This is a genomic window from Streptomyces stoeckheimensis, assembly GCF_045822005.1.
GTDB classification, from domain to species: Bacteria; Actinomycetota; Actinomycetes; order Streptomycetales; family Streptomycetaceae; genus Streptomyces; species Streptomyces stoeckheimensis.
Map to the genome: position 1 here is coordinate 5,835,895 of NZ_CP169550.1, position 14,672 is coordinate 5,850,566.

11 protein-coding genes are annotated in these 14,672 nt (G+C 71.1%); 4 read left to right on the top strand and 7 right to left on the bottom strand.

The annotated features are described in order from the left end of the window. Nucleotides 1–109: 109 nt before the first annotated feature. Nucleotides 110–694 carry a DUF937 domain-containing protein gene (locus tag ACE1OC_RS26485; protein WP_407839112.1) on the bottom strand — a complete coding sequence of 195 codons (585 nt, stop codon included), beginning with the start codon at nucleotides 692–694 and terminating at the stop codon, nucleotides 110–112. A 288-nt stretch (nucleotides 695–982) separates the two neighbouring features. Between ACE1OC_RS26485 and ACE1OC_RS26490 the strand changes: the two genes are divergently transcribed. Together ACE1OC_RS26490 and ACE1OC_RS26495 are read left to right on the top strand one after the other, a co-directional pair. Next, a complete protein-coding gene (locus tag ACE1OC_RS26490) occupies nucleotides 983–3,229 on the top strand; it encodes an ATP-dependent RecD-like DNA helicase (RefSeq protein WP_407839113.1) in 2,247 nt (748 codons plus the stop codon). A gap of 183 nt (nucleotides 3,230–3,412) precedes the next feature. Next, entirely contained in the window at nucleotides 3,413–4,702 is a 1,290-nt protein-coding gene (locus ACE1OC_RS26495) for a citrate synthase (RefSeq protein WP_243335006.1), read from the top strand. Nucleotides 4,703–5,004: 302 nt separating this feature from the next. On the opposite strand, the gene ACE1OC_RS26500 is transcribed toward ACE1OC_RS26495, so the two are convergent. Then, a complete protein-coding gene (locus tag ACE1OC_RS26500) occupies nucleotides 5,005–7,269 on the bottom strand; it encodes a heavy metal translocating P-type ATPase (RefSeq protein WP_407839114.1) in 2,265 nt (754 codons plus the stop codon). A 114-nt stretch (nucleotides 7,270–7,383) separates the two neighbouring features. Then, nucleotides 7,384–7,617: a heavy-metal-associated domain-containing protein gene (locus tag ACE1OC_RS26505; protein WP_274553249.1), complete on the bottom strand. Its 234-nt coding sequence runs from the start codon at nucleotides 7,615–7,617 to the stop codon at nucleotides 7,384–7,386. Between the two features lie 177 nt (nucleotides 7,618–7,794). Between ACE1OC_RS26505 and ACE1OC_RS26510 the strand changes: the two genes are divergently transcribed. Further along, on the top strand, nucleotides 7,795–9,054 hold the full coding sequence (locus ACE1OC_RS26510) for a cation:proton antiporter (RefSeq protein ID WP_407839115.1): 1,260 nt from the start codon (nucleotides 7,795–7,797) through the stop codon (nucleotides 9,052–9,054). On the opposite strand, the gene ACE1OC_RS26515 is transcribed toward ACE1OC_RS26510, so the two are convergent. Next, the gene (locus tag ACE1OC_RS26515) at nucleotides 9,032–9,766 is read right to left on the bottom strand and encodes a TetR/AcrR family transcriptional regulator (protein WP_407839116.1); all 735 of its coding nucleotides are present in this window, start codon (nucleotides 9,764–9,766) and stop codon (nucleotides 9,032–9,034) included. The two genes, ACE1OC_RS26510 and ACE1OC_RS26515, sit on opposite strands and share 23 nt — an antisense overlap. A 141-nt stretch (nucleotides 9,767–9,907) precedes the next feature. On the opposite strand from ACE1OC_RS26515, the gene ACE1OC_RS26520 reads away from it, so the two are divergent. Then, nucleotides 9,908–12,166 (top strand): MMPL family transporter, encoded by a 2,259-nt coding sequence (locus ACE1OC_RS26520; RefSeq protein WP_407839117.1) that lies wholly within the window; start codon nucleotides 9,908–9,910, stop codon nucleotides 12,164–12,166. 44 nt (nucleotides 12,167–12,210) lie between these two features. Here the strand turns inward: ACE1OC_RS26520 and ACE1OC_RS26525 are convergent, their stop codons facing one another. The 3 genes from ACE1OC_RS26525 to ACE1OC_RS26535 all read right to left on the bottom strand — a co-directional run bounded on the left by ACE1OC_RS26525 (nucleotide 12,211) and on the right by ACE1OC_RS26535 (nucleotide 14,669). Next, nucleotides 12,211–12,411 carry a helix-turn-helix transcriptional regulator gene (locus ACE1OC_RS26525; protein WP_053674774.1) on the bottom strand — a complete coding sequence of 67 codons (201 nt, stop codon included), beginning with the start codon at nucleotides 12,409–12,411 and terminating at the stop codon, nucleotides 12,211–12,213. Between the two features lie 268 nt (nucleotides 12,412–12,679). Then, nucleotides 12,680–13,702 (bottom strand): Gfo/Idh/MocA family protein, encoded by a 1,023-nt coding sequence (locus ACE1OC_RS26530; protein ID WP_407839118.1) that lies wholly within the window; start codon nucleotides 13,700–13,702, stop codon nucleotides 12,680–12,682. Between the two features lie 52 nt (nucleotides 13,703–13,754). Further along, nucleotides 13,755–14,669 carry a sugar phosphate isomerase/epimerase family protein gene (locus ACE1OC_RS26535; protein ID WP_407839119.1) on the bottom strand — a complete coding sequence of 305 codons (915 nt, stop codon included), beginning with the start codon at nucleotides 14,667–14,669 and terminating at the stop codon, nucleotides 13,755–13,757. Between the last annotated feature and the right edge of the window lie 3 nt (nucleotides 14,670–14,672).

Here is a 14,672-nt window from a genome sequence, read left to right on the forward strand (position 1 = left end):
GACTGGCCGGTGGCCGCATCCGGGTCGGGTCCGGACCGCTGGGGGCGGTCCGGACCCGACCCGGGGGCCGTTTCGGCCGAACGGGTGAGGTGCTGCCGGAAGAACCCGGCTACTTCTTGCCGCCGCCGAGGATCTGGCCGAGCAGGTCGCCGAGGCCGCCGCCGGCCCCCGGGGCCGCGCCCGCCGCTCCCGGTACCGCTCCCGGCGACGGGATCGGGGACTCGGCACCTGCCGCCGACGGCGCCCCGGCGCCCGCACCTGCGCCTCCGGCCTTCCCGGCCGCGCGTTTGGCGAAGACCGCCAGCAGGACCGGGATCAGCATCTCGATGACCCGGGCAACGGTCGGCGCGGGGATGCCGGTCTTCTTGGAGACCGCGTTGGCCACGGGCTTGCTCACCTTGGCGAGCACCCCGGCCATCATCCCGCCGCTGAGCAGGCCGCCCAGGCCGCCGCCGAGGGTGGCCACGCCTTCCAGCGGGGCTTGGGTGACCTCGGCGAAGGCCTGGCGGACTTCGTTGCCGTCGTCGTCATCGGCGTCGGCCTTCTGCTGGAGGTCGCCGGTCATCGCCCCGACCGTGGCCGCGACGGTGTCACGGGCGCCGTTCGTGTCGGTGCCGAGGAGGCCGGCGATCTCGGTCAGCTTCTCGTCGCCGAGTTCGGTCAGCACGTCGTCCTGGAAGGAAGGTTCGCTCATGCCTGAAACGCTACTTCTGTGGTGATTGGGCGGCACCTCGGATGGCGTCCGGAGCCCGATTGGGTAATGGAAAGGTAAAGTTCCGGATCCGCGTGCAACCACGGGCAGGGGTCGCGGGTCGTATGGTGCGTCGGGACTTCCGGGGGGGATCCGGGGGGATCGGGAAGTCCGACGAGGGAGGGGTAACCGTGAGGGGGTCCGGCCGAAAGGCGGGACCCCCTTCTGGTTGGCCGCCGAGATGTCCACAGGCCCGGCGGAACTGTCGCACCCGGGCTGTAGCTTCGGGCCATGACGACGAATGCGGCCGTGGCACCGGCGGTGGTCGAGGGGGTGCTGGAGCGCATCACCTACGCCAACGAGGAGAGCGGGTACACGGTCGCCCGGGTGGACACCGGCCGTGGCGCCGGCGACCTGCTCACGGTCGTCGGATCCCTCCTCGGGGCCCAGCCGGGTGAATCGCTGCGCATGGAGGGCCGCTGGGGCTCGCACCCCCAGTACGGCAGGCAGTTCACCGTGGAGAACTACACGACGCTGCTGCCCGCGACCATCCAGGGGATCCGGCGCTACCTCGGCTCCGGCCTGATCAAGGGCATCGGCCCGAAGATCGCCGACCGGATCGTGGAGCACTTCGGCCTCGACACGCTCGACGTCATCGAGGAGCAGCCGAAGCGGCTGATCGAAGTGCCCGGCCTCGGCCCCAAGCGGACCAAGCTGATCGGCGCCGCCTGGGAGGAGCAGAAGGCCATCAAGGAGGTCATGGTCTTCCTCCAAGGGGTCGGCGTCTCCACCTCCATCGCGGTGCGCATCTACAAGAAGTACGCCGACGCCTCCATCTCCGTGGTGAAGAACCAGCCGTACCGGCTCGCCGCCGACGTCTGGGGCATCGGCTTCCTCACCGCCGACCGCATCGCGCAGGCCGTCGGGATCCCGCACGACAGCCCGGATCGGGTCAAGGCCGGCCTCCAGTACGCCCTGTCCCAGTCCGCCGATCAGGGGCACTGCTTCCTGCCCGAGGACCGGCTCATCGCCGACGGGGTCAAGCTGCTCCAGGTGGACACCGGGCTGGTCATCGACTGCCTGGCCGAGCTCGCCGCCGATCCGGAAGGGGTCGTACGGGAATCCGTGCCGGACCCGCAGGGCGGCCCGGACCCCCTCACCGCCGTGTACCTGGTGCCGTTCCACCGCGCCGAGCTGTCCCTGGCCGGTCAGGTGCGGCGCCTCCTGAACGCCGACGAGGACCGGCTGCCCGCCTTCCGGGACGTGGACTGGGACAAGGCCCTGGGCTGGCTCGCCGGCCGGACCGGAGCCACGCTGGCCCCCGCGCAGCGGGACGCGGTCCGCCTCGCCCTCACCCGCCGGGTCGCGGTCCTCACCGGCGGGCCGGGCTGCGGGAAGTCCTTCACCGTGCGCTCGATCGTGGAGCTGGCCCGGGCCAAGAAGGCCAAGGTCGTCCTCGCCGCCCCCACGGGCCGGGCGGCGAAGCGGCTGGCCGAGCTCACCGGGGCCGAGGCCTCCACCGTGCACCGGCTCCTGGAACTCAAACCGGGCGGGGACGCGGCGTACGACCGGGAGCGGCCGCTGGATGCGGACCTGGTCGTCGTGGACGAGGCCTCGATGCTCGACCTGCTGCTGGCGAACAAGCTGGTCAAGGCCGTGGCACCGGGTGCCCACCTGCTGCTGGTCGGGGACGTGGACCAGTTGCCCTCGGTCGGGGCGGGGGAGGTGCTGCGCGATCTGCTCGCCGAGGGCGGGCCGGTTCCGGCCGTCCGGCTCACCACCATCTTCCGGCAGGCCCAGCAGTCCGGGGTGGTGACCAACGCCCACCGGATCAACACGGGCCTGCCGCCGATCACCGACGGGCTGCCCGACTTCTTCCTCTTCCCCGAGGAGGACACCGAGGAGGCCGGAAAGCTCGCCGTAGACGTCGCCGCCCGTCGCATTCCGGCCAGATTCGGCCTCGATCCTAGGCGGGACATCCAGGTCCTGGCCCCCATGCACCGCGGTCCGGCCGGCGCCGGAAACCTCAACGCGCTGCTCCAGCAGGCCATCACGCCGGCCCGGCCGAACCTGCCCGAGAAGCGGTTCGGCGGCCGCGTCTTCCGCGTCGGCGACAAGGTCACGCAGATCCGGAACAACTACGACAAGGGCGCCAACGGCGTCTTCAACGGCACGGTCGGCGTGGTCACCGGACTTGACCTGGAGGAACAGCGGCTGACGGTGCGCACGGACGAAGACGAGGAAGTGGCCTACGAGTTCGCGGAGCTCGACGAGCTGGCCCACGCGTACGCCGTCACCATTCACCGCTCCCAGGGGAGTGAATATCCGGCCGTCGTGATCCCGGTCACCACCGGCGCTTGGATGATGCTCCAACGGAACCTGCTGTATACGGCCGTCACCCGGGCGAAGAAATTGGTCGTCCTGGTCGGGTCCCGCAGAGCCCTCGCTCAGGCGGTGCGTACCGTTTCCGCAGGCAGGAGGTACACGGCCGTCGCACCCAGGCTGTCCGGCCGCATACCGGTGGGAAACATCACCTAGATGATCGATCATTTGGGGTTCCTACAACGGTTGCGGAGGGGGCAGGATGTGCACGCTGGCGGCACTGAGTGCCGTCAAAAACACCAAAGCTCGACCCCGAGTGCACTCACCTGCGCCAAATGGGGGAAGGTAGAGGCAGTCAGGGCACCTCGAAGAAGAGGCACTACGTCGGTGAGGGATGACGTGAGCGACAACTCTGTAGTACTGCGGTACGCGGACGGTGAATACACCTACCCGGTGGTCGAGAGCACCGTCGGTGACCAGGGCTTCGACATCTCGAAGCTCAGGGCTCAGACCGGGCTGGTCACCCTGGACAGCGGCTACGGAAACACCGCCGCCTATAAGTCCGCCATTACTTACCTCGACGGTGAGCAGGGCATCCTGCGCTACCGCGGTTACCCGATCGAGCAGCTGGCGGAGCGCTCGACCTTCATCGAGGTCGCCTACCTGCTGATCAACGGGGAGCTGCCGACCGTCGACCAGCTCGCGTCGTTCCGCAACGAGATCACCCAGCACACGCTGCTGCACGAGGACGTCAAGCGTTTCTACGACGGCTTCCCGCGCGACGCGCACCCGATGGCGATGCTGTCCTCCGTGGTCAGCGCGCTGTCGACGTTCTACCAGGACAGCCACAACCCGTTCGACGAGAAGCAGCGCAACCTCTCGACGATCCGGCTGCTGGCCAAGCTCCCGACGATCGCCGCGTACGCGTACAAGAAGTCGGTCGGCCACCCGGTGGTCTACCCGCGCAACGACCTCGGCTACGTCGAGAACTTCCTGCGCATGACCTTCTCCGTGCCGGCCCAGGAGTACGACCTGGACCCGGTCGTGGTCGCCGCGCTCGACAAGCTGCTGATCCTGCACGCGGACCACGAGCAGAACTGCTCCACCTCCACCGTGCGTCTGGTCGGTTCCTCGCAGGCGAACATGTTCGCCTCGATCTCCGCCGGCATCTCGGCCCTGTGGGGCCCGCTGCACGGTGGCGCCAACCAGTCCGTCCTCGAGATGCTCGAGGGCATCAAGAACGACGGCGGCGACGTCGACGCCTTCATCCGCAAGGTGAAGAACAAGGAAGACGGCGTCCGCCTGATGGGCTTCGGGCACCGCGTCTACAAGAGCTTCGACCCCCGGGCGAAGATCATCAAGGCGGCGGCCCACGATGTCCTCTCGGCGCTCGGCAAGGACGACGAGCTCCTCGACATCGCCCTGAAGCTGGAAGAGCACGCGCTGGCCGACGAGTACTTCGTCGAGCGCAACCTCTACCCGAACGTCGACTTCTACACCGGCCTGATCTACCGGGCCATGGGCTTCCCGACCGAGATGTTCACCGTGCTCTTCGCGATCGGCCGGCTGCCCGGCTGGATCGCCCAGTGGCACGAGATGATCAAGGAGCCCGGCTCCCGCATCGGCCGCCCGCGCCAGATCTACACCGGCGAGGTCCTGCGCGACTTCGTTCCGGTCGAGTCCCGCTGACCCGAGGGTCGAGCCGCAGCAACCGCAGGACTCGCAGGACCAGTAGGACGCTTGGTACAGGAAAAGCGCCCCGCCATCGATCCCCCCACGGGTCGAAGGTCGGGGCGCTTTCCTTACCCCGGAACGGATTCCCCCCACGGGACCCGGACCGGGTGTCTGCGTGCCGAGCAAACGTGTAGTCGTCCCAACACGTTTTCGGCATCGCCCCATTAGACCCACGGGCCTGCCCGAAGGTTACGTCGGGGCCCCTGTGATCTGCGTCTCGTGTGAAGGGGATGTGCGCGAGGCGTGAAGGGTGATCACTAGCGGAAGGACCGCAGCCGCAGGCTGTTGGTGACCACGAAGACCGAGGAGAAGGCCATCGCGGCGCCCGCGATCATCGGGTTGAGCAGTCCGGCGGCGGCCAGCGGCAGCGCCGCGACGTTGTAGCCGAAGGCCCAGAAGAGGTTGCCCTTGATGGTGGCCAGGGTCCGGCGCGAGAGCCGGATCGCGTCGGCCGCGACCCGCAAGTCGCCCCGTACGAGGGTCAGATCGCTCGCCTCGATCGCCGCGTCGGTGCCGGTGCCCATGGCCAGGCCCAGGTCGGCCTGGGCCAGCGCGGCGGCGTCGTTGACCCCGTCGCCGACCATGGCGACCGTACGGCCCTCGGCCTGCAGCCGGCGCACGACGTCCACCTTGTCCTGCGGGAGGACCTCGGCGATGACCTCGTCGATGCCCACCGCGCGGGCCACGGTCTGCGCCACGGCCTGGTTGTCGCCCGTCAGCAGGACCGGGGTCAGCCCCAGCGCCCGCAGCCGGGACACGGCCTCGGCGCTGGTCTCCTTGACCGCGTCGGCCACGGTCAGCACGCCGCGGGCCTCACCGTCCCAGGCGACCAGCACGGCGGTGGAACCCTCGGCCTCGGCGGCGGCCTTGACCTCGGCGAGGGCGACGGGCAGCGCGATCGACCACTCGGCGAGCAGCTTCTCGCGCCCCACCAGGACGGCGTGTCCGTCGACCACGCCCTGGACGCCGAGGCCGCCGTGGTTCTCGAAGCCCTCGGGAACCGACAGGCCGCCGGGGAGTTCCGCGGCGCCCGCCGCGATGGCCCGGGCGATCGGGTGCTCGGAGGCGTGCTCCAGGGACCCGGCCAGGCGCAGCAGTTCGGCGGCGTCCACGCCCTCGGCGGGGTGGGTGCCGGCCAGGGTCATCCGGCCGGTGGTCACGGTGCCGGTCTTGTCCAGGACGACGGTGTCCACGCGGCGGGTGGACTCCAGCACCTCGGGCCCCTTGATCAGGATGCCGAGCTGCGCGCCCCGGCCGGTGCCGACCATCAGTGCGGTCGGAGTGGCCAGGCCCAGGGCGCACGGGCAGGCGATGATCAGCACGGCCACGGCGGCGGTGAAGGCGGCCGTCGGGTTGCCGGTGATCAGCAGCCAGGTGACCCAGGTGCCCAGGGCCAGGACGAGTACGACCGGGACGAAGACCCCGGAGATCCGGTCGGCGAGGCGCTGCACCTCGGCCTTGCCGTTCTGCGCGTCCTCGACCAGCTTGGCCATCCGGGCGAGCTGGGTGTCCGAGCCGACGCGGGTGGCCTCGACGACGAGCCGGCCGGAGGTGTTGACGGTGGCTCCGGTGACGGTGTCGCCCACGGTGACCTCGACCGGGACCGATTCACCGGTCAGCATGGCGGCGTCCACGGCGGAGCTGCCCTCGACGACGGTGCCGTCGGTGGCGATCTTCTCGCCCGGCCGGACGAGGAACCGGTCGCCCACCGCGAGCGCGCTCACGGGGATGCGCACCTCGGTCCCGCCGCGCAGGACCGCCACGTCCTTGGCGCCGAGCCGCATCAGGGCCTTGAGGGCCGCGCCGGCCTTCCGCTTCGAGCGGGCCTCCAGGTACCGGCCGAGCAGGATGAAGCTGACGACTCCCGCCGCCACCTCCAGGTAGATCGCCGAGGAGCCGTCCGTACGGGAGACGGAGAAGTCGAATCCGTGCCGCATGCCGGGCATTCCGGCGTGGCCGAAGAACAGGGCCCACAGCGACCAGAGGAAGGCCGCTCCGGTGCCGACCGAGACCAGGGTGTCCATGGTGGCCGCGCCGTGCCGGGCGTTGGTCCAGGCGGCCTTGTGGAACGGGAGGGCGCCCCAGACGACGACGGGGGCGGCCAGGGTCAGCGAGAGCCACTGCCAGTTGTCGAACTGGAGGGCCGGGATCATCGCGAGCAGGACCACGGGCAGCGAGAGCACCACGGAGACCAGGAGGCGCTGGCGCAGCGCGGCCAGTTCGGGGTCGTGGGCCTCTTGGGGGGCCTGATCCTCCTCGACCTGCTCGGGCTCCGGCGGCGGGGGCTCCTCGGCGGTGTAGCCGGTCTTGACGACCGTCGCGATGAGGTCGGTGACCTGCACGTCGGCGCCGTAGGAGACCTTGGCCTTCTCGGTGGCGTAGTTCACCGATGCGGTGACCCCGTCCATCCGGTTCAGCTTCTTCTCGATGCGGGCCGCGCAGGAGGCGCAGGTCATCCCGCCGATGGTCAGCTCGACCTCGGCGGTCGCCATGGGTCCGTCGTGCACTGTGCTGCTGCTCATGATCCGGGCTCCAGGGGGAGGGCCGGGCCGTACGGAACCAGTATGAGCTGGCCGGTACGGCCCGGCGGGGTGCTGCTGGTACTGCCGAAGCGGGTGATGCCGGAGAGGAGGTGCTCAGGCCTGGCCGGCGAACTCGTAGCCTGCCTCGTCGACGGCGGCGCGCACGGCGGCCTCGTCGAGCGGGGCGGCCGAGACCACGGTGACCTCGCCGGTCGCGGCGACGGCCTTGACCGAGCTGACGCCCGCCAGCGCGGAGAGCTCGGCGGTGACCGCGCCCTCGCAGTGCCCGCAGGTCATGCCGGTCACCCGGTAGACGGTGGTGGTCTGGGTGTCGGTGTCGGCGCTCATGTCGTTCTCCTCTTCAAGGGCGTGTCCGGGGGGCCGGAAGGGGCGGCGGATCGCCCGTAAGGAGTCCACCGTTCATCCCGACACCTCGAGACTATACCCCTAGGGGGTATCGATGCGAGCATTCGACGAGATCTTTTGCGGTGGACAATCCGCGCGAAGCGTATGTAAATGGCACCTATGGCGCATTCGGGGACCACTCTCATCCTGATCATGTCGATCGCGGTGCTCGCGCCTCTGCTCGCGTACGGGGTCTCGCGCTGGCTCCCCGTACCGCTGGTGATCTTCGAGATCGTCCTGGGCGTCCTGGTCGGACCCGACGTCCTCGGCTGGGCGCACTCCACCGACGTCGTCGACGTGCTCAGCGAGCTCGGGCTCGCGATGCTGATCTTCCTGGCCGGCTACGAGATCCAGTTCGCCCAGGTCAAGGGCGACACCCTGAAACGGTCGGTGTGGGCCTGGGTGGCCGCCCTCGCGCTCGGGCTCGGGCTCGGACTGCTGCTGTCGGGCGGCGGGTTCGACAAGGGCGTCTACATCGGCACCGCGCTCACCAGTACCGCCCTCGGCACGATCCTGCCGGTCCTGCGCGACTCGGGGGACCTCCAGAGCCGGTTCGGCTCGGTGATGATGGCCATGGGCGCGGTCGGCGAGTTCGGGCCGATCATCGCGATGGCCCTGCTGCTCAGCGGGCGGGCGCCGGGGCAGTCGGCGGCGCTGCTGATCGGCTTCGCGGTGCTCACCGCCGCCGCCGTGTTCTGGGCGATGCGGCCCAAGCCGCCCTGGTTCGCCCGGGTCATCGCCAAGACCCTGCACAGCAGCGCGCAGTTCGCGGTGCGCCTGGTGGTGCTGATCCTCGTCGCGTTCCTGGCGCTCTCCGAAGTGCTCGGCCTCGACGTCCTGCTCGGCGCCTTCGCCGCCGGGCTGATCACCCGGCTCGTGCTGCACGGGGCCGCCCCGGAGAGCAGCGAGGTCGTGCTGTCGAAGGTGGAGGCCATGGGATTCGGCTTCCTGGTGCCGCTGTTCTTCGTGGTCACCGGGATCGAGTTCGACCTGGCCGCCCTGCTCGGGGGCGGGCGGGTGCTCCTGCTGCTGCCGGTGTTCCTGCTGCTCTTCCTCGTGGTGCGCGGGCTCCCGATGTGGCTGCTGGCCCCCCGGGACCTCGGGCGCCGGGACCGGTCGGCGCTGGTGCTGTTCGGTTCCACGGCGCTGCCGCTGGTGGTGGCGATCACCACCCTGGGCGTGCAGGAGGGGAAGCTGGGGTCGGGGGAGGCCGCGGCGCTGGTCGGGGCCGGGATGGTGTCCGTCCTGGTCTTCCCGCTGGTGGGGCTGCGGTTGCGGGCGGGGTCCGGTGACGGGTCCGGGGCGGGATCCGGAGCCGCCGGGCCGGGATCCGGGTCCGGGGACGCCGGGCGGATGGTCAGTGAGGAGGAAGCGTGGTGAACATCGGGTCCAGGTAGCGGAACAGGACGGTCTTCAGTTCCGTGACGTAGGCGGCCCGATCCGCGCCCTCGCTGGCCAGGATCAGTTCGAGCGCGGTCTTGACGATCCCGAGCACCATGTGGGCGATGTGGGTGAGCTCGGCTTCGGTGGCGGGGGCGCCGTCGCCGCCGGGGGTGACGCAGGCGCGCAGCACCTCCTCGACGCGGGTCAGCATCCCGACGTGCAGCTCGTCGTGTTCCTGGGAGATGCCGGGGATGCCGGCGCCGTGCATGAGCGCCCAGAAGGCCGGGTTCTCGCAGTTGAAGGCGATGACCGGATCCAGGACGGCGTCGAGCAGCTCGGGCAGCGGCCGGTTCAGGTTCTCGGGGAGGAAGGCCCGGCCGTGCGCCTCGTGGGCGCGCTGGAGGAGGTGCCCGCCGAGCTCTACGGCGATGGCCTCCTTGTTCGGGAAGAACTGGTAGAGCGTGCCCGGGGAGACGCCGGCCTCGCGGGCGATGGCGTTGGTGCTGGCCGCCGCGTAACCCGTACGGCAGAACACCCCGGCGGCGGCTGCCAGGAGCTGGGCGATCCGGCGCTCACCGCGGGCCTGGCGGCGCCGGGGGGCGGCTTCCGGCGTGGCCTTCGCGGCCCCGGTGGCCTCGGCGGCTGCCGTGGCCTCCGCGGTCGGTTCTCCCGCTTTGTCCGGACTTTTGGTCCGAGAGGTCTCCCGCATGTCCAATCCCTTGCTTCCCGTTGCTTCCCGTGGGTGATTGACAAACGCGAGAGGTCGCTCGCATTCTTGAGAAACGCGAGCGACTGCTCGTGTTTGCCAGTCTAAGTGGCCTGGCAATCACGGTGAAGGGGACACCGAGCCATGTCTCAAGTCAAGAAACCGCCGTCGCCTGGGGAGGGCGGCCGGTGGACCGGGTTCGTCACCACACGGCCGAGGCTCTCACTGCTGCTCGCCCTCGTGGTCACGGCCCTGGCCGTCTTCGCGGGCGGAGGCGTCGCCGACCGGCTCGGAAGCGGGGGCTGGGAGGACCCCGGCGCCGGCTCCACCTATGCCACCAAGGCGCTGGAGCGCGAGTTCCCCGGCTCCCAGCCCAATCTGCTGCTGCTGGTCGACACAGGGGCCGCCGGAGCCGCCGGGGCGGCCGGGGTGGACGACCCCGCCGTCGCCGCCGAGGCCGAGCGGCTGACGGCGCGGCTCGCCGCGGAGCCGGGGGTGACCGGCGTGGGCTCGTACTGGCGGACCAAGATGCCCACCCTGCGCTCGGAGGACGGCCGCCAGGCCCTGATAGCCGCCCGGGTGCTCGGCGACGAGAAGACGGCCAACGCCGTCCTGGACCGGATCGTGCCGAGCTACCGCGGCGAGCATGGACCGCTGAAGGTGTCCCTCGGCGGCCCGGCCGCCGTCCAGCGCGAGGTGACCTCCACCATCCAGGAGGACCTGCTGCGCGCCGAGCTGATCGCCCTGCCCGTGACGCTCGTCCTGCTCGTCCTCGTCTTCGGCAGCGCCGTCGCGGCCCTGCTGCCCCTCGGCGTCGGCATCGTCGCCATCATCGGAACCAATGCCGTGCTGCGCGGACTCACCGAGTTCACCGACGTCTCCGTCTTCGCGCAGAACCTGACCACCGCCCTCGGGCTCGGCCTCGCCGTCGACTACGCCCTGTTCATCGTGCGGAGGTTCCGCGAGGAGCTGGCCGCCGGGCGCGACCCGGTCGCGGCCGTCGGAGTCACCCTGCGGACCGCCGGGCGGACGGTCCTGTTCTCGGCACTGACCGTGGCCGTCGCCCTCTCGGCCATGCTCTTCTTCCCGATGTACTTCCTGCGCTCCTTCGCCTACGCCGGCGTCGCGGTCGTCCTGCTCGCCGCTGCGGCCGCGCTCATCGTGCTGCCCGCGGCACTGGTGCTGCTGGGGGAGCGGGTCAACTCCTTCGACCTGCGCCGGCTGTGGCGCCGCGCCGGGCCGGCCGGGAGCGACCCGGGACGGGCCGGAGGCGGGCGCGGCTGGGCCCGGCTGACCGACCTGGTGATGCGCCGCGCCCCGGTGTTCGCCGTGGCCACCACGGCCGGACTGCTGCTGCTCGGACTGCCCTTCCTCGGAGTGAAGTTCGGCACCGTGGACGACCGGCAGCTACCGGTGACCGCCGAATCGCACGTGGTGCAGCAGCACATCCGCGAAGGCTTCCCGGGCAGCCCCGGCGGGGCACTGACCGTACTGACCGAAGGAGCCTCCGGCGCCGCCGATCTCGACGCCTACAAGCAGCGGGTGGCAGCCCTGCCCGGAGTGCTGGGGGTGGAAGGGCCGGTGAGCTCGGCCTCCGGCACCGGATACGCCTACTTCTCGGTGCTCACCCAGGGCGAGGAAGTGGGACAGGAGGCCCAGGACCTGGTGGGCCTGGTCAGGGCGGTGGACGCGCCCTTCGACAGGGCGGTGACCGGACAGGCCGCGGTGCTCGTCGACGCCCGCGACGCCATAGCCGAGAAACTGCCCCTGGCGCTGGCCGTCGTGGTGCTGGCCACCCTGCTCCTGGTCTTCCTGCTCACCGGGAGCCTGCTGATACCCATCCAGGCGGTGCTGCTCAACGCGCTGAGCCTGACCGCGATGTTCGGGGCGGTGGTGTGGGTGTTCCAGGAGGGCCACCTCTCCGGACTGCTGTCCTTCACCTCCACGGGAGACATCGAGACCACCCTGCCCGTGCTGATGTTCTGCATCGCCTTCGGACTCTCCATGGACTACGGGGTGTTCCTCATATCCCGGATCAAGGAGGAGTACGACCGGACCGGGGACCACGAGGGTGCGGTGCGCGCCGGGCTGACCCGCACGGGCGGACTGATCACCGCGGCGGCCGTGATCCTGGCGGTGGTGATGGTCGCCATCGGCAGCTCGCGGGTGACCAACACCAAGATGCTGGGCCTGGGAATCGCGCTGGCCGTGCTCATGGACGCGATGGTCGTGCGGAGCCTGCTGGTGCCGGCGGTGATGAAGCTGACCGGGAAGGCCACCTGGTGGGCGCCGGCGCCGCTGCGTCGACTGCACGAACGCTTCGGGCTGAGCGAGGGGGAGCCGGCGCCGACCGCCGAGCAGTCCGAGCCCGGTCCCGCGCCCGTGCCCGCAGGGAGCCGCTAGCGGACGGGGCCCGGGAGGGTCCCGTCCCTGGACCGGATGCCGCGTCAGTCCTCGCGGCGTCCGCGGTTGCCGGGCCGGCGCGCCACCCAGGCGCGGATGGTGTCGGCGTACCAGTAGGGCTTGCCGCCCTCCACGTGGTCGGGTGCGGGCAGCAGCCCGTGCTTGCGGTAGGAGCGCACCGTGTCCGGCTGGACCCGGATGTGAGCGGCGATCTCCTTGTACGACCACAGCTGTCGGTCGCTCATCCTCGACACCTCCTCGTCCACGCCGCGGGGCCGGCCGGGAGGCCGTCGGGGGAGCCGGCGCGTGGACACTGACGATCACTCACGTTGTGCCCGGGGAACGACGCGGGGTGAGGTCAGGGGAGGGGCTGTCGTCCGGCTGTGACGGAAGACCCGCGTAATGCGGACATGCGTGACATCCCGACGACGCTCGTGACACAGGTGACACATGTGACACAGGCGGCACGCAGGGCGGGGCGGCGCCCCGGCTGAGGGGGCCGGGGCGGTCGGATCAGCTGTAGAGGGCCGGGCGTTGGGCCAGTTCCACCGGGGTCCGTACGCCGCTGCGGGCAGCCGTGAGGCCCGCCTCCGAGACGGCCGCCGCCGCATAGCCGTCCCACGCGTCGGGACCGTCCACGCGGCCCAGCGCGGCCGCGGCGACCCAGCGGCGCAGCTGGCGGTCGTAGGCGTCGGCGAACCGCACGGTGAAGTCCTGGTCGATCTCCCCGCCCCACCGGCCCGCCGACTGGACGACCATCGCGTGGCCGTCGCCGATCCGGGCGGTGCCGGACTCGCCGACCGCCTCGCACTGCACCTGGTAGCCGAAGCCGCAGTTGACGAAGATCTCCACGTCGACCACGGCCCCTCCGGAGGTCTCCATGAGGACGAACCGGGGATCGCGCAGCCCCTCGCGGGCGGCCGAGGCGGCCGAGGACGGCGTCGGGGAGAGCACGGTCACCGCGGTGATCTCCTGGCCCAGCAGCCAGCGGGCCGCGTCCACCTCGTGCACCACCGAATCGCTGATCAGCATGTCGCTGGTGAAGAAGGACGGCGAGGCGGCGTTGCGGTGCCGGCAGTGCAGGAACAGCGGGCGCCCGATGCCGCCCGCGTCGAGCAGCTCCTTGAGCCGCGCGTACTCGGCGTCGTAGCGCCGCATGAAGCCGACCTGGACGAGCCGGCGGCCCAGCCGCGCCTCCGCCTCCATGATCCGCAGGGCGCCCGCCGGATCGGGGGTCAGCGGCTTCTCGCAGAGCACCGGCAGCCCCCGCTCCAGCGCGTGCAGGATCGCTTCCTCATGGGCGGGCCCGGGCGAGGCGATCAGGACGGCGTCCACCCCGGGCGCCGCTATCGCGGCCGCCGGATCGGTGTGCGCACCCGCCCCCTCCAGACCGGCCGCGACCTCCTTGACCCGGTCCCCGTCCGGGTCGGCCACGGCCACCACCCGGGCCCCGCCGACCGTCCGCCCGAAGCGCCGGACGTGGTCGGAGCCCATCTTCCCGGTACCGATGACGGCGATGCCGAGCGTGCTGGTCATGTTCTGTTCCTCCACGAGGGTTCGTACGGCAGGTGCGGCCGGGGGACTCGGTTCAGCGGGCGCCGCAGGAGCGCAGGTAGGCGCGGGTGCGGCGGGCGATCGGCAGCGGACGGTCGGGCGGGCACGGGTACATGTCCTGCTCCACGATGGCGAACAGGTCCACGCCGAGCCGCTCGGCGGCCGCCAGCACCGGTTCCAGCGCGGGCACCCCCGCCGGCGGCTCGCACATCACCCCGCGGGCCACCGCCGGCCCGAAGGGAACCTGGTCCCGGACGACTTCGGCGAGGATCCGCGGATCGACCTGCTTGAGGTGGAGGTAGCCGATCCGCTCGCCGAACGTCTCGACGGCCCGGACGCTGTCGCCGCCGCAGTACGCGTAGTGCCCGGTGTCCAGGCAGAGGGAGACCAGCGCGGGATCGGTGGCGTCGAGGAAGCGCGCCACGTTCTCGGGGGTGTCGATGTGCGTGTCCGCGTGCGGGTGGACGACGATCCGCAGCCCGTACTCGTCCTGGACCCGCTTCCCCAGCCGCTCGGTCTGCGTGGTCAGTTCGCGCCAGCCCTCCGGGGTGAGGGTGCGGTCCTCCAGCACCTCGCCGGTCTTGTCGTCCCGCCAGAAGGACGGGATCACGACGAGGTGCGCCGCGCCCACGGCCCGGGTGAGCTCCGCGATCCGCGACACGTGCTCCCAGGTGTCCTCCCACACGGCGGGCCCGTGATGGAGTCCGGTGAAGACGGTTCCCGCGGAGACCCGCAGGCCGCGCGCCCCGACCTCGTCGGCGAGCCGGACGGGATCGGTGGGGAGATAGCCGTAGGGACCGAGCTCGATCCACTCGTACCCGGCTTCGGCGACCTCGTCGAGGAACCGCTCCCACGGGGTCTGCCGGGGATCGTCGGGGAACCAGACCCCCCAGGAGTCCGGAGCCGAGCCGACGCGGATACGGGTCAACGCGGGTGGTGAGGACGTCATACG